Genomic DNA, 22,545 nt, shown 5'->3' with positions numbered 1-22,545 from the left:
GCCTTACTCGAATGCCGCCTTTATGTCGGCGTAAGCGGCCTCGACATCGTAGCCGGAGATGAACGAGGACATCGCGTCGCCGAAGGCGGTGAGCGCGTCGGGCGCGACGGCGAGACCGTGCTGAATCGAAAGCGGCTGTGCCTCGGAGTTGGCGAAGTCGTCCATCTGGTTCTGGAGGAACGGTCCGAAAGCGTCCTTCGGCACGTCAGTCCGCGGCGGGATAGAGCCCTTCTTCGGGTTGAATCGCTCCTGTGCGTCGACCGACCCGACGTAGCGGAGGAACGCCTTCGTCGCCTCGGGCGATGGGTTGTTCGTCGGCATCGGGAACGAGTCCATGTTGAGTGCGTAGACGCCGTCGGTTCCCGGGAAGGGAACGTGGTTCCAGTGCGTCTCGTACTCGAAGCCGTCCTGTCCGCGGTACATGCCCGCGGCCCAGTCGCCCTGGTGGAAGAACGCCGCTTTGCCCTCGATGAGCTTCGAGTTGGCGTCCTGCCACGAGATAGAGCCTGCGTCGTTCGGGTAGTACTCGGAGAACTGCTTCACGATGTCGAGCGAGTTGCGAACGGCGTCGGCGTTGGCTTCGACGTTGCCAGCGGTCACGTCGGCGTACACGTCCGGACCGTACTCGCCGAGGAGTACCTGTGCCCAGAGTTGACCGGTCGACCACGCGGACTTCGTCTGCTGTGCCATGCCGACGTAACCTGCCTCTTCGACTTTCGCCATCGCGTCGACGAGCGCGCTCGGCGAGTCGATGCTCGCGGGGTCGACACCTGCATCCTCGACGACTTCGACGTTGTAAAAGAGGTTGTTCAGTCGGTGGATGTTCAGCGGGACGGTGACGTAGTTGCCCGCCGGTTGGGCCGCCTCCTTCGGGCCGTCGAGGTAGGCGTTTTTCATGTCGTTGTGGCCCCAGACGGACTCCTCGATGTCTTCGAGTTTGTCCGCGTCGGTGTACGGCTGAAGGTTCGCGCCGGGCCACGCTTGCCACGAACTCGGCGGGTTGTTGTTGAGGATGCGCTTTTTGATGACTGCGTGGAGGTTCTGTCCGGCACCGCCCGCAACGGGGTTCTCCGTCACTTCGATGTCCGGGTACTCCTCTTTGAAGCCCTCGAAGAGCGCCTGGATGGCGGCACCACCGTCGCCGCCGGTCCACCAGTGCTGGACCTCGAGCGCGTTGTACTCAGTTCCCGAGTCGTCGCCTGACTGCTCGGTCGTCTCCGTCTCACCGGTTCCCTCCTCGGTGGTCTCAGTCGTCGAGTCGTCGCCACCGCCGGTACATCCGGCGAGAAGCGTCGCGGTTCCTGCACCGCCAGCGAGCTTGAGATACGTCCGTCGAGAGAGGTCGTCTGCGTCTGGTGTATCAGTCATGATTGATAGTCCGTGACAGGTTCACTCAAACGATTCAACACGGAATACTTAAATCTTCCTCATCGACAATTCATAATTGAGTAAATTTTTACGAATCAGGCCGTTTATTCATCGAAATCGGGGATCTGCATTGTTCTACAGCTGCAATTGATAATTATTCAGACACGAATGGCTCGCGGGGTTCGTGACACAGACGGACACGGACCAATGGATTTTACCTCATTCCACGACGACGCCCGAATCATGGGAGACGATGATTATCGAATCGAGCGGGACAGCCTCGGAGAAATGCACGTTCCTGTCGACGCCTACTGGGGCGCACAGACGCAGCGAGCAGTCGAGAACTTCCCCATCTCCGGTATCACGTTCGGTCGGCGCTTCGTCCGCGCGCTCGGCGTGGCGAAGAAGGCCGCCGCACAGGCGAACCGCGACCTCGGCATGATAGACGAGGATGTCGCCGAGGCCATCGTCGAGGCCGCAGACGAGGTTATCGCTGGCGAACTCGACGACCAGTTCCCGGTCGACGTCTTCCAGACCGGTTCGGGCACCTCGTCGAATATGAACGCGAACGAGGTCATCGCCAACCGCGCCGCCGAACTCATGGGCGAGGGTATCGGTGACCGCGTCGTGCACCCGAACGACCACGTCAACTTCGGCCAGTCCTCGAACGACGTGATTCCGACGGCCATGCACGTCTCCGCGCTCGAAGCCGTCGAGAAGGACCTCCTTCCCGCACTGGAGACGCTCGCCGAGTCCCTCGGCGACAAGGAAGACGAGTTCGACGACATCGTCAAGACCGGCCGCACGCACCTGCAGGACGCCACGCCGGTCCGTCTCGGTCAGGAGTTCGGCGGCTACCGCACACAGGTCGAAAAGGGCATCCGCCGCGTCGAGAACGTCCGCGAACACCTCGGCGAACTCGCACTCGGCGGCACCGCCGTCGGGACGGGTCTCAACACGCATCCCGAGTTCCCCGCGAAAGCCGCCGCGTACATGACCGAAGAGACCGGCGTCGAGTTCCGCGAGGCCGACAACCACTTCGAAGCGCAGGCTGCCCACGACGCGATGGCCGAGGCGCACGGCGCGCTCCGTACCGTCGCCGGCTCGCTCAACAAGATTGCCAACGACCTCCGCCTGCTCGCGTCCGGCCCGCGCAACGGGCTCGGTGAACTCGAACAGCCCGAAAACCAGCCCGGGTCATCCATCATGCCCGGCAAAATCAACCCGGTCGTCGCGGAAGCGGTCAACCAGGTCCACAAGCAGGTCGTCGGCAACGACGCTGCGGTCGCCGCAGGTGCCGCAGAAGGTCAAATCGACCTCAACCTCTACAAGCCCGTCCTCGCGCACAACTTCCTCGAATCGGCGAAGATGCTCACGAACGCTTCCGAAGTGTTCGCCGAGCGCTTCGTCGCCAAACTCGAAGCCAACGAGGACCACTGCGCGGAGCAGGTCGAACAGTCCATGGCGCTGGCGACGGCGCTCAACCCCGCAATCGGCTACGACAAGGCCTCGAAGGTCGCTAAGAAGGCACTCGCCGAAGACAAGACGGTCCGACAGGTCGCCGTCGACGAAGGCTACCTCACCGAGGACGAAGCCGACGAGGTTCTCGACCCCGAAAAGATGACCCATCGCGGTATCCTCGGCGACGACTGAAGGACAAAAGGTCTAGTTTTTGGTAGTTCCGCCGTTAGTACAGTGTCAGCGTAACGGGTCAAGCACGCAACTAGTTCGCTGATTTCGGTTTTTGACGAACGTTGGATTTACTCGATGTATGGTAGCAATCACAGTACCGCGTCGCCGTGACAGTTGTAACCGCGATGGATACACTCACGAAACCTCAAAAATCGGTATTTTGAAGCTTGATTTGAACAATTATACGAGTATGGCCGGACTGCAAGAGCAGCGGGTCCACGGACGAGACATGTTGGAATGTCGAGGTTGTGGAGCCGTATTTCCCGAGGGGCGGGCGACGACAGACGGGTGGACATACGTCTGTCCGGAGTGTGAAGAGGTAGAAGGGATTGGTCAAGGACTCCGACGATGCTGACTGCAGACTGAATCCTTTTTTACCTCCCCCGAACGCAGGGAGTACCAATGAGCGAGTACGAGTACGATTACGAGGACCTCGGTCTCGTCGCGGGGCTGGAGATTCACCAGCAGCTCGATACCGCGACGAAACTGTTCTGTGGGTGTCCCACGGAGCTCCGCGAGCCTGACGACGCGGCGCGGACGTTCACGCGCTTCCTGCACCCGACGAAGAGTGAACTGGGCGAACTCGACGAGGCGGCGCTCGAAGAGAGTCGCGTCGAACGCGAGTTCGAGTACCTCGCCTACGACACGACGTGTCTGGTCGAGGAAGACGACGAACCGCCGCACGGTCTCGACCACGAGGCGCGCACGGTAGCGATGCAAATCGCCGAACTGCTCGACATGAACGTCGTCGACCAGGCGCACGTCATGCGCAAACTCGTCATCGACGGGTCGAACACGTCCGGCTTCCAGCGCTCATCGCTTATCGCGCAGGAAGGCGAACTACAGACCAGCGACGGGCCAGTCTCCGTCGTCGACCTCATGCTCGAAGAGGAGTCCGCCCAGCGCATCGAAGAGCGCGACGACGGCGTCCTCTTCAGCCTCGACCGACTCGGCATCCCGCTCGTCGAAATCGGCACCGGACCGGACATCTCCTCGCCCGAACAAGCACGCGAAGCCGCCGAAACCATCGGCATGCTCCTGCGCTCGACCGGGAAGGTAAAGCGCGGACTCGGGACTATCCGACAGGACGTGAACGTCTCCATCGCGGACGGCGCGCGTGTCGAAATCAAGGGCGTGCAGGCACTCGACCAAATCGACGAAATCGTTCGCTTCGAGGTCGGCCGTCAGGCAGAACTCGTCGAAATCCGCGACGAACTCCAATCTCGCGACGCCTCAGTCGGCGACGTAACCGACGTGACCGACGTGTTCGAAGACAGCGACTCCGGCGTCATCAAGGGCGCACTCGACTCCGGCGGGAAGGTCATGGGCGTCCCGCTCTACGGCTTCGACGGTCTCGTCGGCCGCGAACTCCAGCCCGACCGCCGTCTCGGGACCGAGTTTTCGGACCACGCCAAGCGTCACGGCGCGGGCGGCATCTTCCATACGGACGAACTCCCAGCCTACGGCGTCACCGAGGACGAAGTCGACGCGCTCCGCGAGGCGGTCGGTGCCGGACCCGAGGACGCGGTTGCTATCGTCGCCGACGACCCCGAAACGGCCGACCTCTCCATCGAGGCTGTCGCCGAGCGCGCCGAAGTCGCCATCGAGGAAGTCCCCGAAGAGACCCGCGGTGCCAACGACGACGGCACGACGCGTTACCTTCGTCCGCTTCCCGGCGCGGCTCGGATGTACCCCGAGACGGACGTCATCCCCGTCGACCTCGACCCCAGCGACGTGGAAACGCCCGAACTCCTCACGGAGAAGGTCGACCGCTATCAGGACGAATTCGGTCTCGACGCCGGTCTCGCCGAGCAGGTCGCCTACGGCCGCAAGATGCCGCTGTTCGAGCAGGCGGTCGACGAGGGTATCGACGCGACGTTCGCCGCGGGCCTCCTCGAATCGACGGTTACGGAACTCCGCCGTGACGACGTTGCCGTCGAGGAACTCACCGACGCGCACCTACTCGCCGTCATGCACCTCGTCGAAGACGGCGACCTCGCCAAAGAGGGCGTCAACGACGTGCTCTCGACCATCGCCGAGAACCCCGACCTCTCCGCCGAAGAAGCGGTCGAAGAAGCGGGTCTCTCCGGCGTCTCCGAGGACGAAGTCCGCGAGGCAATCTCGGAAGTCGTCGACCGAAACGCCGAGCAGGTCGAAGAACAGGGTATGGGCGCGTTCTCCGCGCTCATGGGCGAAGCGATGGGCGCACTCCGCGGCAAGGCCGACGGCGGCGTCGTGAGCGACGTGCTCCGCGAAGAGATTCAAAAGCGGGCCTGAAGCGGTCACTCTCGATTTTACCTGTTTCTCACACCGTCGAGCGGCCGCTTCCGCCGCCGTTCCCGAACCGCGACCAGAGCCGTCGCCCCGCGTACTCGACGACCGAGACGGCGACGAGGAGAACCAGAAACAGCGGCCCGAAGATGAGGAACATCCCGAGCGCGTCGGTCTCGCCGCGGACGTGGAGGAACGCCCACCAAACGAGTTCCGTGATGCCGAACAGGCCGATGAGGGGAATGACGAGACCAAACCGGGCGAACAACAGTGCGGCGACGACGACGAATCCGGCGAGGAGGAGAAACACGAGCCCGAGGAATCCGGCCGCAGTGACCGGATTCTCGAAGCCAGAGGGAAACGCACCGGTTACGAGCCGCGCCGCGGTCCAGACGGCGAGCGTCGCGGTGGCGTAGCCAGCCCCGAGAAGCAGGGACGTCAGGTAACCGCGGGCGCTCCGGGTTCGAGTCGCGTACACGACGCCGACGGTCGCGAGCGCGGCGACGACGGCGACGACGTGAGTGAGGAGCCAGTTGCCGAGTACCGGGTCGGGTGAACCGGGCATCTCACTGCACCTCGATTCGCGTCATCGACTCGTCGGCCATCGCGGCCAGTCGCTCCACGCGCTCGTCGGTCGAGGGATGCGTCGAAAGCAGGTCGGAAACCGAGTCTTCGACCTCGACTTCGCCGTAGACCCACAGCGGTGACAGCCCGAACTGCGGCCGCGCTGCCCGTTCTAACTTCCGGAGTGCCGAGGCGAGCGCCAGCGGCTCACCCGTCACCTCGGCGGCCCGCACGTCGGCGGCAAACTCCCGCTTGCGTGACTGCGAGCGGATGAGAACGGTGAAGCCGAATCCGAAGACGCCGACGAGCGAGACGAGGTGGTACCGAATTCGCCCCGGAACCGTCTGGTCCCACTCCGACGGCCGCCCGCGAATCCACGCCGAGCCGAGTGCGACGCCCGTCATGAAGAACGTCACCGGCGAGACGAACAAGTAGCCGACGCCGACGAACGTCTGAAGGACGCTCGCGACGAGCGACTGCACGAGCCCGTCTTTCCGTTCGAGGTGCGCGAGTTCGTGCGCCAGCAACGCCTCGAACTCGTCCACGTCGAGGAGTCGAAAGAGCGCGGCGTCAAGGACGACCACGTCGCGACCCATCGGGTCGAGCGCCATCGCGTTCGGGGCGGCGAAGTGCGCGGCTTTCAGCGTCGGCGGCTCGATACCCATCTCGTCGGAGAGGCGTTCGAGGAGTCGGTACACCGACGGCGACTCACTCGGCGTCAAGTTCCGCGCGTCAAGCTGACTGAGCAGCCGAACCGTGCCGAATCGAAAGCTCACGTAGCCGAGGACGACAGCAATGCTGACACCGGCGAGCGCGGCCGTCACCGGGTCCGGACGAAGTTGCCACAACGTCAGCACCGCGAAGGCACTGAGGGCGCTAAGAAGGAGGTAGAACGCGAGTATCGTAACGCCGATGAGCACCATCGGGAGGCGAGAACGGCGTGAGGACGGGGCCATCTCGCCGGAAATTACGACATCCAGTTGGAAACAGTTGTCGGGGAATGGTATGCATCCCAGCGCAACTGTTCGTTATACCCACTAAGTGACACTGAAAACGCATAAATGGCTTGAGAACGACGATTGGGACGTGTTTGAGTGGTTCACGAACCAATTTTCGGACCCCGTCGCCGTCGCACTCGTGCTCGGTGCACGGTTTCTCTCTTACTTCTTGTACTCGGGGTTGGCTGCCGCAGCTGTCGGACTACGGTCACGGCTCACACTCCTTAGCAGTGGATTATCCGTCCTCTCCGTGTTGCTAACGGTGTTGATACTCCATCCTGCTGGGCTACCCAATGCGGCCTCGTACCTCGACATTCTCATCCACTTTACGCTCCCCGTCCTCGCAGGATACGCCGTGTACTCGAATCCCACAAATAAGCGGTGGCTCAGTTTTTCCCTCCTCCTCGTGTCCACGTTCTTCTTCCTCACGTTGCTACTCGTTCTCTACGGGGAAGGGCCGTAAGAGACATCGAACAAAGCGGTTCCAGACACCGCTACTTTCTCGATACCCCCGGACGAAACGAGGCGCATGCGATTCTTCGAAGACCTCGCCGTCGGCGACACCTACGAGTTTGGCGACTACGAGGTGACAGAGGCGGAGATTCTGGAGTTCGCCGAGCAGTACGACCCCCAGTGGTTCCACACCGACCCCGAGCGGGCCGAAGCGGAGTCGATGTACGGCGGTGTTATCGCCAGCGGGTGGCACACGACGGCCATGACGATGCGCCTGCTCGTGGACGGGTTCCTCCGCGACTCTGCCGCACTCGGGGCGAAAGGCGTTGACGAACTCCGCTGGTGGAACCCCGTCTATCCCGGCGACACGCTCACCATCGAAAACGAAGTACTGGAGACGACCGTCGAGACCGACGACCGCGGACTCGCGGAGATTCGGACGACGACCTATGCAGAACGCGAATCCGGCGAAATCGAGAAAGTGTGTTCGTTCGTCGGTCTCGTGATGTTCGTCCGGCGAAACGAGGAGTAATCGGCAGTCGGGCGGTGGGATAGTCGGAGCGACTCAGTCGTCGTCGCGGAAGCGGTCAGGGTCGCGGACGCGCTCTGCCGCGCGGCGGAGGACGCCCGTGAGCGTCGCTGCCTCACGTTCTGTCGGGTGCGCGCGGCCGATGAGTCGGCGCATCATCTGCGATGTCTTGTCCCGCTTGTGCTCGCGGTAGTCGATTGCATCGAGTAAGTCGTCGAAGAACCGGTAGACTACGTCGATTTCGGCTTCTGAGGCGCGCTCGCGTTCCACGTCGGGGAGTTGCGTCTCCTCCACTGTGAATCGGCGGAGTTCGTACATGAGAATCGTCGCCGCCTGTCCGAGATTGAGGACGGGGTACCGCCCGTCAGCGGGGATACAGCACACTTCGTCGAGCATCGCAAGCTCCTCGTTGTCGAGTCCGGTTCCCTCGCGTCCGAAGACGAGCGCGGTCTTGGTCTTCACCGACTCCAGCGAGTCGGCGATTTCGACCGGTGTCTTGAACGGGTAGCGGATGTGACGGGTGGAATCCTCGTGGGAGACGGCAGTCGTTCCGATGGTGTGGTACTCCTCGACGACCTCTTCGAGCGTCGTTTCGGTTGCGTTGGGAAGCACGTCTTCGCGGGCGTGCCCGGCGAATCCGTAGGCTTCTCCGTCGGGGTCCAGCGGCGGCGGATTGACGAGTCTGAGGTCGTAAATGCCGAAGTTCTTCATCGCCCGGGCGATGGTGCCGACGTTACCGGGCGTCTTGGGGTCGACGACGACGACGATGAACTCGTGGTCCTCGTCCGCCTCGGATACGTTGTCCTCGTCCGTCCCGGTTGCCGTGTCCGTGGCGTGTGCTTCGTCCGAGACGCGAGTTGCGTCCGAGTCGTCGCACGTGTCGGCGTCTGAATGCTGCTCGCCGCTCATTTCGTCGGGTAGTCCGCGTCGAGGTCGACGCCGTCGAGGTCGTCTTCACTGAGCGGCGTGGCGTCTTCGTCCGGATTGGGGTCGTAGTCGCGGATGTCGATACGCTCGCCTTCGAAGTTCGCTTCGAGGCGGCGTTGTATCTCGTTTGCATCCGGCGGCGACGGGAGTTCGTCGGGGTCAGTATCGACGTGCTCCAAGCCGCCGTAGCCGTCGGGTGCGCGGCCGCCGTCTGCAAACCACTCGTGGAAAGCATCGGCGAACACGACGTCGCCGACGAAGTCCCGGCCGCCTTCCTCGCGGAACCAGTAGAGGAAGTCCGGTTCGTGCTGGTCACAGAGAAGCGCTTCCTCTCCGGGTTCGCCGTAGACGATTCTCGCCTGACGGCATTTGTGAATCTCCTCGTCACCGTGGATGAGGTAGCAGGCATCACACGGTTCTTCGACGAGTGAGATGAGGCGGACGAGACGTTTACGTGAGTCCTCTGGAATCTCGTCGAGCGGTTTGAACTCGCCGTCCTCGGAGAATATCTCGGACTCCTCGAATCGCCATCCACGGAGTCCGACGCTGACCTTCGCCATGGTCCGATGATAGCCGAGCGACGGATAAAAAGGACGTGATGCCGGTCAGTCACCCGAGACGAGCAGCGAGCGGCGAGCGGCGAGAAGTGAGCAGTGAGCGGTGAGAGGCGAGCGGCGAGAGACGAGAAACAAAACGAACAGAGCGGATTCCGCGACCGGTCTGCATATGTTCGTGTGGTCCAACCCACGGATATGCGAACCGTCGATGCGGCAGGACTCAAAATCGGCGACGACCACCCACCGCGAATCATGGGTGTGCTGAACGTCTCGAAGGAGTCTCCGTACAAGCCGAGCGTGTTCAACGACCCGAGCGAGGCCGCCGAGTACGTCGACAGCGAACTCATCGACGAGGGTGCTGATATCGTCGATGTCGGCCTCGAATCGGCGAACAAGCGACTCGACGTGCTCTCGGCCGAAGACGAACTCGAACGCCTCGACACGGCGCTTTCGGTCCTCGACCACGTCTCCGGGGACGCCGTGTTCTCTATCGAAACGCGGTACCACGAGGTCGCGGAGGCGGCACTCGAACAAGGCTTCGACATGGTCAACGACATCTGCGGATTCGCCGACCCGGAGATGCCGCGAGTATGCGAGGAGTTCGACGCCGCCGTGGCCAAGATGGCGAGTCCGCCGGACCTCACCTGTCCCGGCGCTATCGAAGAAGTCGATGATATCTACGACGCGCTCGAACGCAACGGTTTCACCGACAAGACTATCGTCGACCCGGCGTTCGGCGGCTGGTCGGAAGCAAAGACCCTCGAACACGACCGCGAGACGTTCGACCGCCTCCGTGAGTTCCGCGGATACGGCTACCCCATTTTGGTCTCTATCAATCGGAAGAACTTCCTCCGCGACGTTGCTGGCCGGTCGACCGAAGACGCGCTTCCCGTTAGCCTTGCCGCCACGTCGATGGCGGTCGAACGCGGTGCACACATCATTCGAACTCACGACGTACGAGAGACGCGCGATGCGGCGCTCATCGGCCACGAGTTCAAACGCCGGCGCGTCCGCGAACCCGGCGACGTTTCCGTCGAAGAACTGGACGTAACGACGCCCAGAGAAGCCGCCCGGCATCTCGACCGAATCGGCGCAAACCGAGATTTCGCTACCGAGAGTGTCACCCGCGTCTTCGAACTCGAAGGGCTCAGCGCCGACGACCGGGAAGAACTCGCCGCCGCCGCTGCCGACGCAGGTGCCGTCTTGGCCGGGGGCGACACGGGCTCGACGGGTGCGCTCCTCATCGGTACGCCCGCAGCACTCGACCGACTCGAACACGTCGTCGCCGACGCCTCGCCGGCTCTCGAAGCAGCGTTAGAGACAATGACACAGACGGTCAACTGAGCACCCCGAAATCCATATATAAACAGACAATTTCGTCTGACGACCGGCAGACGTTGACCGTTCGACTAAGAGAAAACTTATACCATCCGACTCTAAAACGGTCCTGTGGACGCCGGAAGGGCACGCGGGTAGGGGTACACGAGTGCCATTCCGGCCCATACAGTTACATTCTGAGCGACAGCCATACCATGCGATTTACACACTGGGAACCTGTCTACAAGCAGATTCTCGATGACTTCGGGTTCGACAGAGCGGGCGACGAAACGGCCCGAGACGTGCTTGCGCGCCTCGTTACGCCGTTCGACCGTGACCGCCTCGACTGGGACGGACAGACAGTCGCCATCTGTGGAGCGGCCTCGACGCTCGCCGACGAACTCGACCGTCTCGACGACGCTGACGTAGTTGTCGCCGCTTCGACCGCCGCCGACGTGGTTCGAGAGGCGGGCTACGACCTCGACTTGATGGTGACCGACATCGATAAAAATCCGCAGACTGCGGTCGAATTAACCGAATCCGGGATTCCGGTCGCTGCGGCGGCACACAGCGACAACGTTCCCGAAATCCGCGAGTGGGTTCCGAAATTCGACGACGAACACGTCCTCGGGACGACGCAGGCAGCACCCGTCGGTCCTGTCGTCAACTGGGGCGGCTTCACCGACGGCGACCGGGCGGCATTCATCGCCGACGAACTCGGTGCAGGCCGACTCGTGTTCGCTGGATGGGATTTCGACGACCCCGCAGTCGACGAGATGAAAGCGAAGAAACTGCAGTGGGCAGCGCGCCTGCTCGAATGGCTCGAACGCCGCCGCGACGAGGAATTTTCCGTGCTCGACGGCCGTCGAGACGAGATTGACCCGCTTCCGTAAGGCGAGCGGTTCTGGTTCAAAACTGATTCTGGTTCAAATCGTTCCTCACCGCGTGCTATGAGGCTGAACGCCCGTATCGGAATCCGTTCCCGACATCTCGTGGTCCGACTTATCGACGACACCGTCGAAGAGTTCGGCGTTGCATCCGCGACACCGAGCGGAGATGTGCTGCTGTGTGCTGCTACCAGACGCACTAACTCGGTCAGTATCGACTTCGACTGTTCCATCACAGGTCGGACAGGTACGAAGGCTCAACCGGAGTGCACCGAGGACCCGGTTACGGTCCGCGGTTGATAATTTCCACCACTCGGGGTAGTGTCGACGGAACGTCCTGACCGCTGTGAGGTCGGCGACGAAGGCAGCGCGCGATGACCAGCGACCGACGGTTCCGTGGTCGAGTTGTGCGAACAACCCGTGTTCGTCCCAGTCCATTTCGACTCTAGACGAGTCGACACCAAGCAAGGCGGCGAGCGCCTCTCTATCCTGCTCACGACCGTCTACCTCGACCATTCGTTCGCGCCAGTCATCGCCAAACTGCTCCGAGAGCGTAAGTTGGTGCTCCGAGTCAGCATCGAAGATGCCCGCAGAGTACAGCGCAGTCGCAAGGTCGACACGTCCGTCGAGTGTGGTCGGCGGTGACGGCCGTGCAGACGGGAGGCTCGGCGGCTGTGAAGAGGACACCTCGATGAATGCGAAACTGAAGACGACTGCTGGAGGGAGCACACCGAAGAGCACGCCGTACGGCTCCCACACGAGCCATCCGAATGCACCCGAGACGACTGTCAAAAGAAGGAGAGGAAACGTGACTGGGTTCCCGAGCAGTGGCTGGCGCACTGTGAAATCGGTGAAGAGACGACGCCCGGACATACCTACACTGTGGGTCTCATATCGTATTGGTATGGACCGGGTACACCAGATAGCTAGAACGTAAATACACGGGGCTGTCAGAAATCGACAGATAACATCATATTACACTCGATAGTCAGCGTTTTAGGGCGGTCCGCTATTTGACCAGATGCGTACCAATTAGTATCCGGAACTGTGTAAACGAGGTTTTTGACCGAGTAGGGAGTCGTTTTGTGTGTTTTGTGTGGGCTAAGCACCAGTTATGCACGACTACGGCCCGCCGTTCGAATCCATCGTGACCGTAACTGCCGCCACATTGACGTTTCTTCCGGCCTGAAGCGCGGCTATGCAACTGCACTGGCACCGGCGCGACCTGCGAGTCGTAGACAACCGGGGGCTTACAGCGGCCGCCGAGGCGAGACCCATCGCCCCGCTTTTCGTGTTCGACCAGGCGGTGCTCGAACACGCCGGTTCCCCGCGCGTCCGGTACATGCTCGACGCGCTTGCCGAGCTTCGCGCGTCGTACCAGTCGCTCGGAAGCGACCTCCTCGTCGCACACGGTGACCCCAAGGCAGTCGTCCCCGCTGTCGCAGCAGCACTCGAAGCCGACGGTGTCGTGTGGAACACGGATTACTCGGGGGTAGCCCGTGAACGCGACGCCAACGTTCGGTCGGCGCTCGACGACGCTAGTGTCTCCTACGAGTCGGTTCACGACGCTATATTCCACCCGCCGGGGAGCATTACGACGAACGCAGGGGACCCCTACTCGGTGTACACGTATTTCTGGAAGAAGTGGCGCGACCGCGACAAGCCGGACCCGTATCCGGAACCCGACGCGGATTCGCTTGTCGACGCGGCGGTGCTCGAAGCCGCTTCAGAGACTCTTTCCGACGCCGATTTCGATGTGGCCGTAGGCGACCTTCCGACGATTTCCGACCTCGGCTTCGACGAGCCATCGGCCGACATCGTTTCCGCGGGCACGGACGCGGCGCGAAAGCGACTCGCCGACTTCTGTGAGGATGCTATCTATCGGTACGCCGACGACCGCGACTATCCGGCGCGAAACGCTACGTCACGACTCTCGACGGACCTCAAGTTCGGTACGATTGGAATTCGGGAGGTGTACGCCGCGACTGCCGAGGCCCGCGAGGGAGTCGGCGGCGAGCAAGACGAATCTGTCGAGACGTTCCAGTCACAACTCGCGTGGCGCGAATTCTACGCTCACGTCCTTCGGTACAATCCGAACGTCGTGACGGAGAACTACAAGGAGTACGAACACGACATCCAGTGGCGCGACGACTCTGACGAACTGGCGGCGTGGAAAGAAGGCCGCACCGGCTACCCCATCGTCGATGCCGGGATGCGCCAACTGAAAAAAGAGGCGTACATGCACAACCGCGTCCGGATGATTGTCGCGTCGTTCCTCACGAAGGACCTCCTGTGCAATTGGCGACACGGTTACGACCACTTCCGTGAGTATCTCTCGGACCACGACACGGCCAACGACAACGGCGGATGGCAGTGGGCCGCATCGACGGGGACCGATGCTCAACCCTACTTCCGCATCTTCAACCCGATGACGCAGGGCGAGCGCTACGACCCGGACGGAGAGTACATCAAGAAGTACGTGCCGGAGTTGGAGGGCGTGGCCGCCAGCACCATCCACGAGTGGCACGAAATAAGTGAGACCGAACGTGACCGCGTCGCTCCGAACTATCCTGCTCCGATTGTCGACCACGCAGAGCGCCGCGAGATGGCGCTGTCAATGTTCGAGACGGCTCGCGGCGACGACTGACCGCTGGTTTGCCGCAGTACACCATGTCTATCTTCCTGCGGACCGACTGCCGGACCATGCACGTTGCTATCCTTCTGTACGACGGCTTCGACGAACTCGATGCCGTCGCGCCTTTCGAAGTGTTCCAGAACGCCGGCGTGTTCGGTGCTGACTGCGAGGCGGAACTTCTCACGCTGGACGACCGTGATTTCGTGACCGCGAGCCACGGCATGCGAGTCGGCGTCGACGGCGTCCTCAACCCAGAATCAGACCGTCCCGACCTTCTCATCGTTCCCGGTGGTGGCTGGAACTCGCGTGCCGAACAGAGTGCGTGGGCCGAAGCCGAAAAGGGAGCCATCCCAGAAGCTATCTCGACACTTCACGAGGAAGGAACGGTCGTCGCTGGCGTCTGTACCGGCGGGATGCTCCTCGCCCGCGCAGGGATACTCGATAGTCGCCCTGCGGTCACGCACGGCGACGCAATTTCGGACCTTCGTGAGACGGCCGCCGACGTAGTTTCCGCACGGATTGTCGATGATGGCGACGTACTCACAGCGGGCGGCGTCACATCGGGTCTCGACCTGTCGCTTCACATTGTCGAACGCGAGTTCGGCACAGCAGTCGCCGACCAAATTGCAACCGAAATCGAGTACGAACGCAAGACCAACCCATTTGGCGACAAATAGGGCGAGAAATCGGCGGTGTCAAAATCCGAGAATCGGGAGACTGCGGCCCGAAAGAAGGTGTTCTATGTTACCGTACCATTCCTCAAGATTTAACAGGATTCCCTCTGACCCTAAATACGCAGGTTATCCACTATGAGCTACGAACTCGACCCACTTCCGTACGAGTACGACGCACTGGAACCGCACATTTCCGAGCAGGTGCTGACGTGGCATCACGACACCCATCACCAGGGCTACGTCAACGGCTGGAACGCTGCTGAGGAAACCCTCGAAGCCAACCGCGAAGCAGGCGAGTTCGACTCGTCCGCCGGCGCGATTCGCAACGTCACCCACAACGGCTGTGGACACATTCTCCACGACCTCTTCTGGCAGAACATGTCGCCCGAAGGTGGCGACGAGCCTGCGGGAGCGCTCGCAGACCGCATCGCTGAAGACTTCGGCTCCTACGACGCCTGGAAGGGCGAATTCGAAGCCGCAGCCGGTGCCGCCGGTGGCTGGGCACTCCTCGTCTACGACTCGTTCTCGAACCAGCTTCGAAACGTCGTCGTCGACAAGCACGACCAGGGCGCACTCTGGGGCTCCCACCCCATTCTCGCACTGGACGTCTGGGAGCACTCCTACTACCACGACTACGGCCCGGCCCGCGGCGACTTCATCTCGGCATTCTTCGAAGTCGTCGACTGGGACGTCCCTGCAGCACGCTACGAGCAGGCCCTCGAGCGCTTCGAGTAAAACCCAGAATATCCTGACATTTCTTTCGACCGCGACACGCCGAGAGCGACTGCACTCGCACCAAAAGCCTGTGAAACGGGGATGGCGTTATCTCGGGGCTACCGTTAGTTATCGGAACCGTCGAGCAGGTCTGAAACGTCGTGCTCGTCGGCCAGTGCCTGAATTCGGTCGTTCAGTGTAGCGAAATCGCGTCCTGCCACCCCCCGGTCGAAGCCAGCGAACAGGCCGATAGGCTCGTCGCCGACGAAGGTTCGGAACTGTTCGAACGTGTCGAACCCGCGGACAGTGTAGCTGTAGTCGGCGTAGTACAACACTTCGTAGGTGTCCCTCGTGACGTATCCAAAGCGCTCGTTGTCGACGAATCGAGATACGTCGACTGAGTCGAGGGCGACGGCGATGTCGTCTCTGAGATAGAGATGGTCGTAGCTATGATGGTCGAAAATCCACACGTCCCGAAGGTCATCCCCACCGAAGTCGCGAAAAACATCGACGAATTTGGCAAGCGTGTCGCTCATCATCTGGTACCTCGTCTCGGCAGTAATAAAAAATGCCCATGTATGCCAGATAACCACACAGCGTCGAGTCCATCGCGTGAGGTTCTGTGAGCGACGGGTCGCCGGGGTTTTGCCCGTCCGCGAAGAAGCAGGCGGTATGCCCAAGCCGAAAGACGAGTTCGAGACGCTCTACGGATATCTCCTGTACGAACCGGCGGATATTCTCGACCCGGACTACATGTACACGGTCGCCGAAATCGCGCGACTGATGCAGGGCCTGCCCGTCCAAGCCGACCTCAACGAGGAGACGGAAAACCGCATCATCCAGTGGACCATCCCGTGGATTATCGCCAATCAGAACGATTTCGTCATCAACGACCCCCGAAGCGACGAACCGGGGTTCTTCGGACTTCACCCGGATGCCGTCCCAGACGAAGAGGAAACGGGAGAAGACGAAGTGGGGGAAGGTGAAGCGGGAGAAGATGAAGCGGAGAGAGAAGTGGACGAAGAGACAGCAGACGACGAGGAGTAATAGCCCAACAGTGGTGGCAACAGCCGCCGCCTAGCGATTCACCCGCGCCGCCCGAGCAGCAAGTTCGAGGTCGTCTTGCGGCCGCGTCACGATGCTCGACCCGTGACCGACGTGAATCTCGCGCAGGTCGTCCCCGACGGCCTCGCGCAGGCGGTCGATACTCTCGATGAGTGCCTCGCGGTCGCCTTCCGGTAAGTCGGTTCGGCCGAACCCGCCGTTGGCGAACACGAGGTCGCCCGCGAAACAGATGCCCGACCCCTGGGAGAAGAAACACAGGTGGTCGTTTTTGTGCCCCGGCGTGTGGATGGCTTCGTACACGTCGTCGCCGATTTGGATGCGCTCGCCGTCTTCGATTCTGTTGTCGACCGCGAGGTTGTCGGCGTCGTAGCCCCACGTTTCCACGTCGAACGCCTCGCGGACGGCGTCGGTGTTTCCGATGTGGTCGGGATGCGTATGAGTAATATAAATTGTATCGAGGTCGTCTGTTACCTCACGAATGCTGGGGATTACGTCGAAGTTGGCCCCGGTATCGACGAGGGCAGTCGTTTCTCCTTCAACGAGGAACACGTTGCTCGTGAAGGTTCGAACTCCCTTCGCGAGGTTTCGAATCATGAACAGGGGTACGTTCAGGGGGGTCTTCGATGTTGTGGGAGAACAGACTGGCAGGACAGTTCCCGAGATGACTTATACGATGAAGCAACCAAATCTACAACAACGAGCGCCTGCTTTCGGGCACCTCTCAACCACCAATGCGCCAATATCTCGACCTCGTGACAGACGTTCTCGGCACCGGGCAGTACAAACCAAATCGGACGGGTGTAGACACCATCTCCGGGTTCTCGAAGCACTACGAAGTCGACCTACAGGAGGGCTTTCCGCTTCTCACCACGAAGGACCTCTCGGGCTTCCGCTGGAACTCGCTCATCCACGAACTCCTGTGGTACCTCTCCGGTGAGGAACATATTCGCACCCTCCGCGAGGAGACGGGCATCTGGGACGCGTGGGCCGACGAGGAAGGACACCTCGATACGGCCTACGGTCGCTTCTGGCGGCGCTACCCGGTTCCCGAGGACGACCCCGACGCCCGCCTGCCGGGCGAGGCGTGGCCCGACGACGACCACCGCTGGATGAACGACGAGGGAACCTTCGACCAACTCGCCTACGTCCTCGACACGCTCGAAGAAAATCCGAACTCCCGCCGGATGGTCATCAACGCGTGGCACCCGGCGAACGCGGCGGTTTCGATGCTTCCGCCGTGTCACTACACGTTCGTCTTCAACGTGCAGGGCGACCGCCTCAATCTCCATCTGACCCAGCGCTCCGGCGACATCGCACTCGGCGTTCCGTTCAACCTTGCGGCGTACGCGATTCTCGCGCAGGTCGTCGCCCAGCAAACCGGGTTCGAACTCGGGAAATTCGCCCACACCATCGTCGATGCGCACGTCTACTGCGGCACCGGCGAGCGCGGTGCGTGGTACGGCGACCACCTCGACGAACTCCAGACCCGCCTTTCCGATGTGACGGAACCTGAAGAGTACCTCGACGTGCGCGAGTGGCTTCTCGACGCGGCCCCCGAGGAAGCCGACGGCGAAGAGGACTACGACCACGTCCCCGGACTGCTGTTGCAGGCCTCGCGCGAACCGCGCGAGCGCCCGACACTCGATGTGGCCGACGTGCCCCTGTCGGAGCTCACGTTCGACGATATCGTCCTGCGAGACTACGACCCCGCCGACGGGATTCGCTTCGCGGTGGCCGAATGAGCGAGCACACGGACGACTCGGTACGGTTCGTCCTCGTCGCCGCCGTCGCCGAAAACAGGGTTATCGGACGCGACGGCGACATGCCGTGGCACCTCCCCGAGGACCTGAAACACTTCAAGGCAACGACGATGGGCCACCCCGTCGTCATGGGTCGGACGACCTACGAGAGCATCGCCAGGCAAATCGACGGTCCGCTTCCGGGTCGACGGAACATCGTCCTAACGAGCCGCGACCTCGACCTCCCAGCGGGAGCGGAGACGGTCGACTCGGTTGACGAGGCAGTCACGGCCGCAGAAGCCGCAGCGGACGACATGGGCGTCGAGACGGTGTACGTCGTCGGTGGTGCAACCGTCTACGAGCAGTTCCTCGACCGAGCTTCGGGACTGATTCTCACCGAACTTGACGAGGCGTACGAGGGAGACACGTACTTCCCGGAGTGGCGCGACACCGGAGACGAAACGTCGTGGTTCGAAGTCGACCGCGACGACCGCGACGGCTTTTCGTTTGTCGAGTACGAGCGTCGCGGTGACGTGGCCGAATCGGAGGGAGCACGATGACCGGGGCCGACACTCGCTGGGAATACAAAATCATTCGAACCGCCGATGGCGGTCTGTTCAGCGGCGACACCGCGCCGATGGAGGATGCATTGAACTCACTCGGTGACGAGCAGTGGGAACTCGTCGATACAATCAGTGATTCGCGCCCCGCCGGTGCGGGGACCGGACAGACCGCGCTCGTGTTCAAGCGACCGAAGAAATAGACCGAACGGGCGTAATCGGGAGCATTCAACCGGTTGACGACGGCACTTTTCTCTCGTGATTGATGGCCGAATGACATTTGTTTGTCGCCGTCGTATCCGTGGGTATGGGAGCACACTTCGAATTGTATGCTGATTCGCAAGGTGAGTGGCGGTGGCGGCTCGTCCACGACAACGGAAACATCATCGCTGACTCCGGCGAGGGGTATTCGTCGAAGCAGAATGCCGAACAGGGTATCGAGAGCGTCAAGGAGAACGCACCGGAGGCACCTGTCGTCGAGGAGTAACGGGATTGGATTGGATTGGATTGGATTGGTGGCTGATGCGACGAACGACGATTGAGTAGCGGCGGCAATCGACGGATAACGACCAGTCTGAATGAACCCCACACCCATGCCGGGTGTGGAGGCTTTTTCCGCCTCCGGAACGGACCAGGGAGTAATGACGAACGTCGCCGACGCGCGCGAGGAGGTCGCACGATGAACCGAAACGACAAGCAGGCGTATGACCGCGGAACGTCTCTGTTCTCACCCGACGGCCGCATCTATCAGGTCGAATACGCCCGCGAAGCCGTCAAACGGGGCGCGCCGGTTCTCGGCGTCCGGACGGTTGACGGCGTCGTTCTCGCCGCTCGCCGCGCCACGCAGTCGAAGCTCATGGAAGCAGAAAGCATCGAGAAACTCCACAAACTGGAAGATGCTCTCGGTGCTGCCACCGCCGGTCACGTCGCCGACGCGCGCAAACTCGTCGACTTCGCCCGGACGACCGCACAGCGCGAGCGCCTCCGCTACGGCGAACCCATCGGTGTCGAGGCGCTTACGAAGGCCATCACCGATAACATCCAAGAGAGCACGCAGTCCGGCGGCATCCGTCCCTACGGTGCGTCTCTGCTTATCGGCGGCGTCGAAAACGGGGAGGGTCGCCTGTTCGCGGCGGACCCCTCGGGAACGCCACAGGAGTGGAAGGCGGTCGCCATTGGCGGCCACCGCGACGATGTCCAGTCCGCACTCGAAGCGGGTTACTCCGACGACCTGTCGCTGGAAGACGGGCTCACACTCGCCGTCAAGGCGCTTCTCGAAGCTGACACCGAACTCGAAAGCCACGAACTGAATATCGTGACGGTGTCCGAAGCGGGCTACGAAATCGTCGACGAGGACACCGCTGCCGAAGTGTTTGCAGACGTCACCGACGAAGACGAGGAAGAAGAGGAGTAAATGACAAACAGGAGCACAGGTGAACGCGGTACGGGGGCCGAAGCAGGCGGTGTAGTACTCGACCGAATCGCCGTCTACCCCGTAAAATCGCTTGACCCCGAATTCGTCGACCGGGCCGAAATCGTCGAAAACGGCGGGCTTCGCGGCGACCGAGAGTACGCCATCTTCGACGAGGATGGCAACTACGTCAACGGAAAACGCGAGCGAGCGGTTCACCGAATCCGTAGTTCGGTCTCCCTCGAAGATGGGACTGTCCACCTCCGCGCTCCCGGTCTCGATGACTATCGCGGACCAACCGACGAAGCGGGCGAGTGGCTCTCGGAGTACTTCGGCTACGCGGTCGAACTCCGGCGAGACCCTGCCGGTGGGTTCCCCGACGATACCACTGCAAGCGGGCCGACTGTTATCTCGACAGCAACCATCGAAACGGTCGCCTCGTGGTTCGATGGCATCGACACAGACGAGATGCGCCGTCGACTCCGACCGAACCTCGAATTCGACGCCCCCGACCCGTTCTGGGAGGACCACCTGTTCGACCGCCGGGAGACGACCGTCGAATTCACCGTCGGAGACGCCACCTTCGAAGGAGTCAACCCCTGCCAGCGCTGTGCCGTACCGACCCGCAATCCGGATACCGGCGAGGGGACGCCGGGGTTCCGCGAGACATTCATGACAAAGCGCCGCGAGACGCTGCCCGAGTGGTCCGGCGGCGACTGGTTCAATCACGACTTCAGACTGATGGTCAACACCACAGTTGCTGAATCATCGTGGGGAGAGACGCTTTCGGTTAGGGATGCGGTTCGCGTCGGAGACGTACTCACCGACTGAGTTGATTGGTTGGTGAGTTGATTAGTCAATTAGTTGATTGGTTGGTGAGTTGATTGGGCGGCGATGTGCCGACCGAGGTAATTTCTTCGTTTCACTTCACCGACACCCACGCCTTTAGGTGGTTTCCCCGGTTTGTGAGATGCATGTTCACACTCACCGGTGCACGGGTCGTCGATGCCGATGGAGTTCGCGAGGCAAACGTGGTCGTAGCCGAGTCGACCGGGCGAATCGAGTCTGTCGGCGACGAAGTCGAAGGTGAGACACGGGACGTCACAGGGTTGGTCGTCGCCCCCGGACTTGTCGATGCCCACGTCCATCTAATGATGGACAGTCGAGCGGACGTAGCTACTTACCAGCAGGAGTCGGTCGAACGAGCCTGTTACCGGGCCGCCAGCAATCTCAGAAAGACGCTCGAAGCCGGTGTGACAACAGTTCGAGACCTCGGGGCACCGGGCGAGTTGGCGACGAGTGCAAAGGCAGCCGTCGCGAGCGGCGAACTAGAGGGTCCGCGCGTCCTCGCCGCTGGTGAGAACATCGTGATGACCGGAGGCCACGGTCACTGGTTTGGCCGCGAAGCCGACGGTCCAGACGAGGTTCGAAAGGCAGCCCGCGAGCAACTCAAGCGCGGTGCTGACGTGGTGAAGTGCATGGCGACAGGCGGCGTCCTCACCGAGGGAGCCGTCACCGGTGCGCCGGAACTCACCGAAGCGGAGATTCGCGCACTCGTTGACGCCGCGAGCGCGAAGGGAGTCCCGACGGCGGCCCACGCCCACGGCGAATCGGGAATTAAAAACGCTGCACGCGCCGGTATCACGAGTATCGAACACGGGATGTTCATGGACAAGGAGGCGGCCGACCTGCTGGTCGAACGCGGAACGTACTGGGTTCCGACGGCGTCCGCAGCCCACGAAATCGTCGAGCACGGTATCGAAGCCGGTATCCCGGCGGCGGCGGTCGCAAAGGCCGAAGATGCGGCCGAGCGCTTCGAAGTCGCGTGGGACCACGCCCTCGACGCGGGTGTGAAGATTGCGATGGGGACCGACGCGGGGACACCATTCAACGAGCACGGCGAAAACGCGCTCCGCGAGATGGAGTTGCTGGTCGAGTACGGACTCTCACCTGAGGCAGCCCTCGAAGCCGCGACCGTTGGCGGCGCGGAACTCCTCGGATTAAATGATGTCGGGAAGGTCGCCGAGGGCTACATCGCGGACCTCGTCGTCCTCGAAGACGACCCGAGCGTGAACCCGAGTGCGTGGCGGACCGTCCAGCAGGTGTATCGAGAAGGCAAGCAGGTCGTCTAATCGCAACACGGCAGGCGGTCTCACGGCCGTTTTGAAGCGATAGCCTTTTACA

The 22,545-nt window shown here is 61.9% G+C and carries 25 protein-coding genes and 1 pseudogene; 18 read left to right on the top strand and 8 right to left on the bottom strand.

Translation table 11 applies throughout. The annotated features are described in order from the left end of the window. Positions 1-3: 3 nt before the first annotated feature. Positions 4-1,368: an ABC transporter substrate-binding protein gene (locus tag HFX_RS09080; RefSeq protein WP_004060400.1), complete on the bottom strand. Its 1,365-nt coding sequence runs from the start codon at positions 1,366-1,368 to the stop codon at positions 4-6. Positions 1,369-1,611: 243 nt separating this feature from the next. On the opposite strand from HFX_RS09080, the gene HFX_RS09075 reads away from it, so the two are divergent. The 3 genes from HFX_RS09075 to gatE all read left to right on the top strand — a co-directional run bounded on the left by HFX_RS09075 (position 1,612) and on the right by gatE (position 5,337). Then, a complete protein-coding gene (locus tag HFX_RS09075; RefSeq protein ID WP_049917523.1) occupies positions 1,612-3,021 on the top strand; it encodes a class II fumarate hydratase in 1,410 nt (469 codons plus the stop codon). 118 nt (positions 3,022-3,139) lie between these two features. Further along, positions 3,140-3,415 carry an HVO_2901 family zinc finger protein gene (locus tag HFX_RS20560; protein ID WP_081603731.1) on the top strand — a complete coding sequence of 92 codons (276 nt, stop codon included), beginning with the start codon at positions 3,140-3,142 and terminating at the stop codon, positions 3,413-3,415. 47 nt (positions 3,416-3,462) lie between these two features. Beyond that, positions 3,463-5,337, top strand: a complete 1,875-nt coding sequence (gatE, locus tag HFX_RS09070; RefSeq protein WP_004060402.1) for a Glu-tRNA(Gln) amidotransferase subunit GatE — start codon at positions 3,463-3,465, stop codon at positions 5,335-5,337. A gap of 28 nt (positions 5,338-5,365) precedes the next feature. Here the strand turns inward: gatE and HFX_RS09065 are convergent, their stop codons facing one another. Continuing rightward, on the bottom strand, positions 5,366-5,896 hold the full coding sequence (locus HFX_RS09065; protein ID WP_004060403.1) for a hypothetical protein: 531 nt from the start codon (positions 5,894-5,896) through the stop codon (positions 5,366-5,368). Between the two features lies 1 nt (position 5,897). After that, complete coding sequence (locus HFX_RS09060; RefSeq protein ID WP_004060404.1) at positions 5,898-6,818, bottom strand: M48 family metallopeptidase; 921 nt, start codon at positions 6,816-6,818, stop codon at positions 5,898-5,900. 163 nt (positions 6,819-6,981) lie between these two features. Here HFX_RS09060 and HFX_RS09055 point away from each other — a divergent pair, with 163 nt between their 5' ends. Together HFX_RS09055 and HFX_RS09050 are read left to right on the top strand one after the other, a co-directional pair. Beyond that, complete coding sequence (locus tag HFX_RS09055) at positions 6,982-7,356, top strand: hypothetical protein (RefSeq protein ID WP_014732574.1); 375 nt, start codon at positions 6,982-6,984, stop codon at positions 7,354-7,356. A gap of 66 nt (positions 7,357-7,422) precedes the next feature. Further along, entirely contained in the window at positions 7,423-7,878 is a 456-nt protein-coding gene (locus tag HFX_RS09050) for a MaoC family dehydratase (protein ID WP_004060406.1), read from the top strand. Between the two features lie 33 nt (positions 7,879-7,911). Here the strand turns inward: HFX_RS09050 and HFX_RS09045 are convergent, their stop codons facing one another. Both HFX_RS09045 and HFX_RS09040 read right to left on the bottom strand, forming a co-directional pair. Beyond that, positions 7,912-8,784 (bottom strand): RNA methyltransferase, encoded by an 873-nt coding sequence (locus HFX_RS09045; RefSeq protein ID WP_004060407.1) that lies wholly within the window; start codon positions 8,782-8,784, stop codon positions 7,912-7,914. Continuing rightward, positions 8,781-9,362 carry a hypothetical protein gene (locus HFX_RS09040; protein WP_004060408.1) on the bottom strand — a complete coding sequence of 194 codons (582 nt, stop codon included), beginning with the start codon at positions 9,360-9,362 and terminating at the stop codon, positions 8,781-8,783. The genes HFX_RS09045 and HFX_RS09040 overlap by 4 nt, the downstream gene beginning before the upstream one ends. Before the next feature lie 192 nt (positions 9,363-9,554). Here HFX_RS09040 and folP point away from each other — a divergent pair, with 192 nt between their 5' ends. Both folP and HFX_RS09030 read left to right on the top strand, forming a co-directional pair. After that, positions 9,555-10,703: a dihydropteroate synthase gene (gene folP, locus HFX_RS09035; RefSeq protein WP_004060409.1), complete on the top strand. Its 1,149-nt coding sequence runs from the start codon at positions 9,555-9,557 to the stop codon at positions 10,701-10,703. Between the two features lie 188 nt (positions 10,704-10,891). After that, on the top strand, positions 10,892-11,569 hold the full coding sequence (locus tag HFX_RS09030; protein ID WP_004060410.1) for a 6-hydroxymethylpterin diphosphokinase MptE-like protein: 678 nt from the start codon (positions 10,892-10,894) through the stop codon (positions 11,567-11,569). Positions 11,570-11,614: 45 nt separating this feature from the next. Here the strand turns inward: HFX_RS09030 and HFX_RS09025 are convergent, their stop codons facing one another. Continuing rightward, entirely contained in the window at positions 11,615-12,436 is an 822-nt protein-coding gene (locus tag HFX_RS09025; RefSeq protein ID WP_004060411.1) for a hypothetical protein, read from the bottom strand. A 325-nt stretch (positions 12,437-12,761) separates the two neighbouring features. Here HFX_RS09025 and HFX_RS09020 point away from each other — a divergent pair, with 325 nt between their 5' ends. The 3 genes from HFX_RS09020 to sod all read left to right on the top strand — a co-directional run bounded on the left by HFX_RS09020 (position 12,762) and on the right by sod (position 15,607). Next, positions 12,762-14,210, top strand: coding sequence for a cryptochrome/photolyase family protein (locus HFX_RS09020; protein ID WP_004060412.1), 1,449 nt, complete (start codon positions 12,762-12,764; stop codon positions 14,208-14,210). A 56-nt stretch (positions 14,211-14,266) separates the two neighbouring features. Continuing rightward, entirely contained in the window at positions 14,267-14,875 is a 609-nt protein-coding gene (locus tag HFX_RS09015; RefSeq protein WP_004060413.1) for a DJ-1/PfpI family protein, read from the top strand. A gap of 132 nt (positions 14,876-15,007) precedes the next feature. After that, entirely contained in the window at positions 15,008-15,607 is a 600-nt protein-coding gene (gene sod, locus HFX_RS09010; RefSeq protein ID WP_004060414.1) for a superoxide dismutase, read from the top strand. A 104-nt stretch (positions 15,608-15,711) separates the two neighbouring features. Here sod and HFX_RS09005 read toward each other — a convergent pair whose 3' ends face one another. Next, positions 15,712-16,122: a DUF7522 family protein gene (locus HFX_RS09005; protein WP_004060415.1), complete on the bottom strand. Its 411-nt coding sequence runs from the start codon at positions 16,120-16,122 to the stop codon at positions 15,712-15,714. 136 nt (positions 16,123-16,258) lie between these two features. Between HFX_RS09005 and HFX_RS09000 the strand changes: the two are divergent. After that, a pseudogene (locus tag HFX_RS09000) lies at positions 16,259-16,543 on the top strand (DUF5827 family protein); the annotation flags it as partial. A gap of 120 nt (positions 16,544-16,663) precedes the next feature. Here HFX_RS09000 and HFX_RS08995 read toward each other — a convergent pair. Then, positions 16,664-17,245, bottom strand: a complete 582-nt coding sequence (locus HFX_RS08995) for an MBL fold metallo-hydrolase (RefSeq protein ID WP_004060417.1) — start codon at positions 17,243-17,245, stop codon at positions 16,664-16,666. 137 nt (positions 17,246-17,382) lie between these two features. Between HFX_RS08995 and thyA the strand changes: the two genes are divergently transcribed. The 7 genes from thyA (at position 17,383) to HFX_RS08960 (ending at position 22,493) form a co-directional block, all read left to right on the top strand. After that, positions 17,383-18,393 (top strand): thymidylate synthase, encoded by a 1,011-nt coding sequence (gene thyA, locus HFX_RS08990; protein WP_004060418.1) that lies wholly within the window; start codon positions 17,383-17,385, stop codon positions 18,391-18,393. Then, on the top strand, positions 18,390-18,950 hold the full coding sequence (locus tag HFX_RS08985; RefSeq protein ID WP_004060419.1) for a dihydrofolate reductase: 561 nt from the start codon (positions 18,390-18,392) through the stop codon (positions 18,948-18,950). Before thyA ends, HFX_RS08985 begins: the two co-directional genes overlap by 4 nt. Then, the gene (locus HFX_RS08980) at positions 18,947-19,153 is read left to right on the top strand and encodes a DUF4177 domain-containing protein (protein ID WP_004060420.1); all 207 of its coding nucleotides are present in this window, start codon (positions 18,947-18,949) and stop codon (positions 19,151-19,153) included. Before HFX_RS08985 ends, HFX_RS08980 begins: the two co-directional genes overlap by 4 nt. A gap of 104 nt (positions 19,154-19,257) precedes the next feature. Beyond that, positions 19,258-19,437, top strand: a complete 180-nt coding sequence (locus tag HFX_RS08975; RefSeq protein ID WP_004060421.1) for an HVO_2922 family protein — start codon at positions 19,258-19,260, stop codon at positions 19,435-19,437. Between the two features lie 192 nt (positions 19,438-19,629). After that, the gene (gene psmA2 / locus HFX_RS08970; protein ID WP_004060422.1) at positions 19,630-20,364 is read left to right on the top strand and encodes a proteasome subunit alpha; all 735 of its coding nucleotides are present in this window, start codon (positions 19,630-19,632) and stop codon (positions 20,362-20,364) included. Further along, positions 20,365-21,192 carry an MOSC domain-containing protein gene (locus tag HFX_RS08965; protein ID WP_004060423.1) on the top strand — a complete coding sequence of 276 codons (828 nt, stop codon included), beginning with the start codon at positions 20,365-20,367 and terminating at the stop codon, positions 21,190-21,192. 143 nt (positions 21,193-21,335) lie between these two features. Continuing rightward, a complete protein-coding gene (locus HFX_RS08960) occupies positions 21,336-22,493 on the top strand; it encodes a metal-dependent hydrolase family protein (protein WP_004060424.1) in 1,158 nt (385 codons plus the stop codon). The last annotated feature ends 52 nt before the right edge of the window (positions 22,494-22,545 follow it).

The organism is Haloferax mediterranei ATCC 33500 (assembly GCF_000306765.2).
In the GTDB taxonomy this organism is placed as follows: domain Archaea; phylum Halobacteriota; class Halobacteria; order Halobacteriales; family Haloferacaceae; genus Haloferax; species Haloferax mediterranei.
This window is presented reverse-complemented; position numbering and strand designations above follow the sequence as displayed.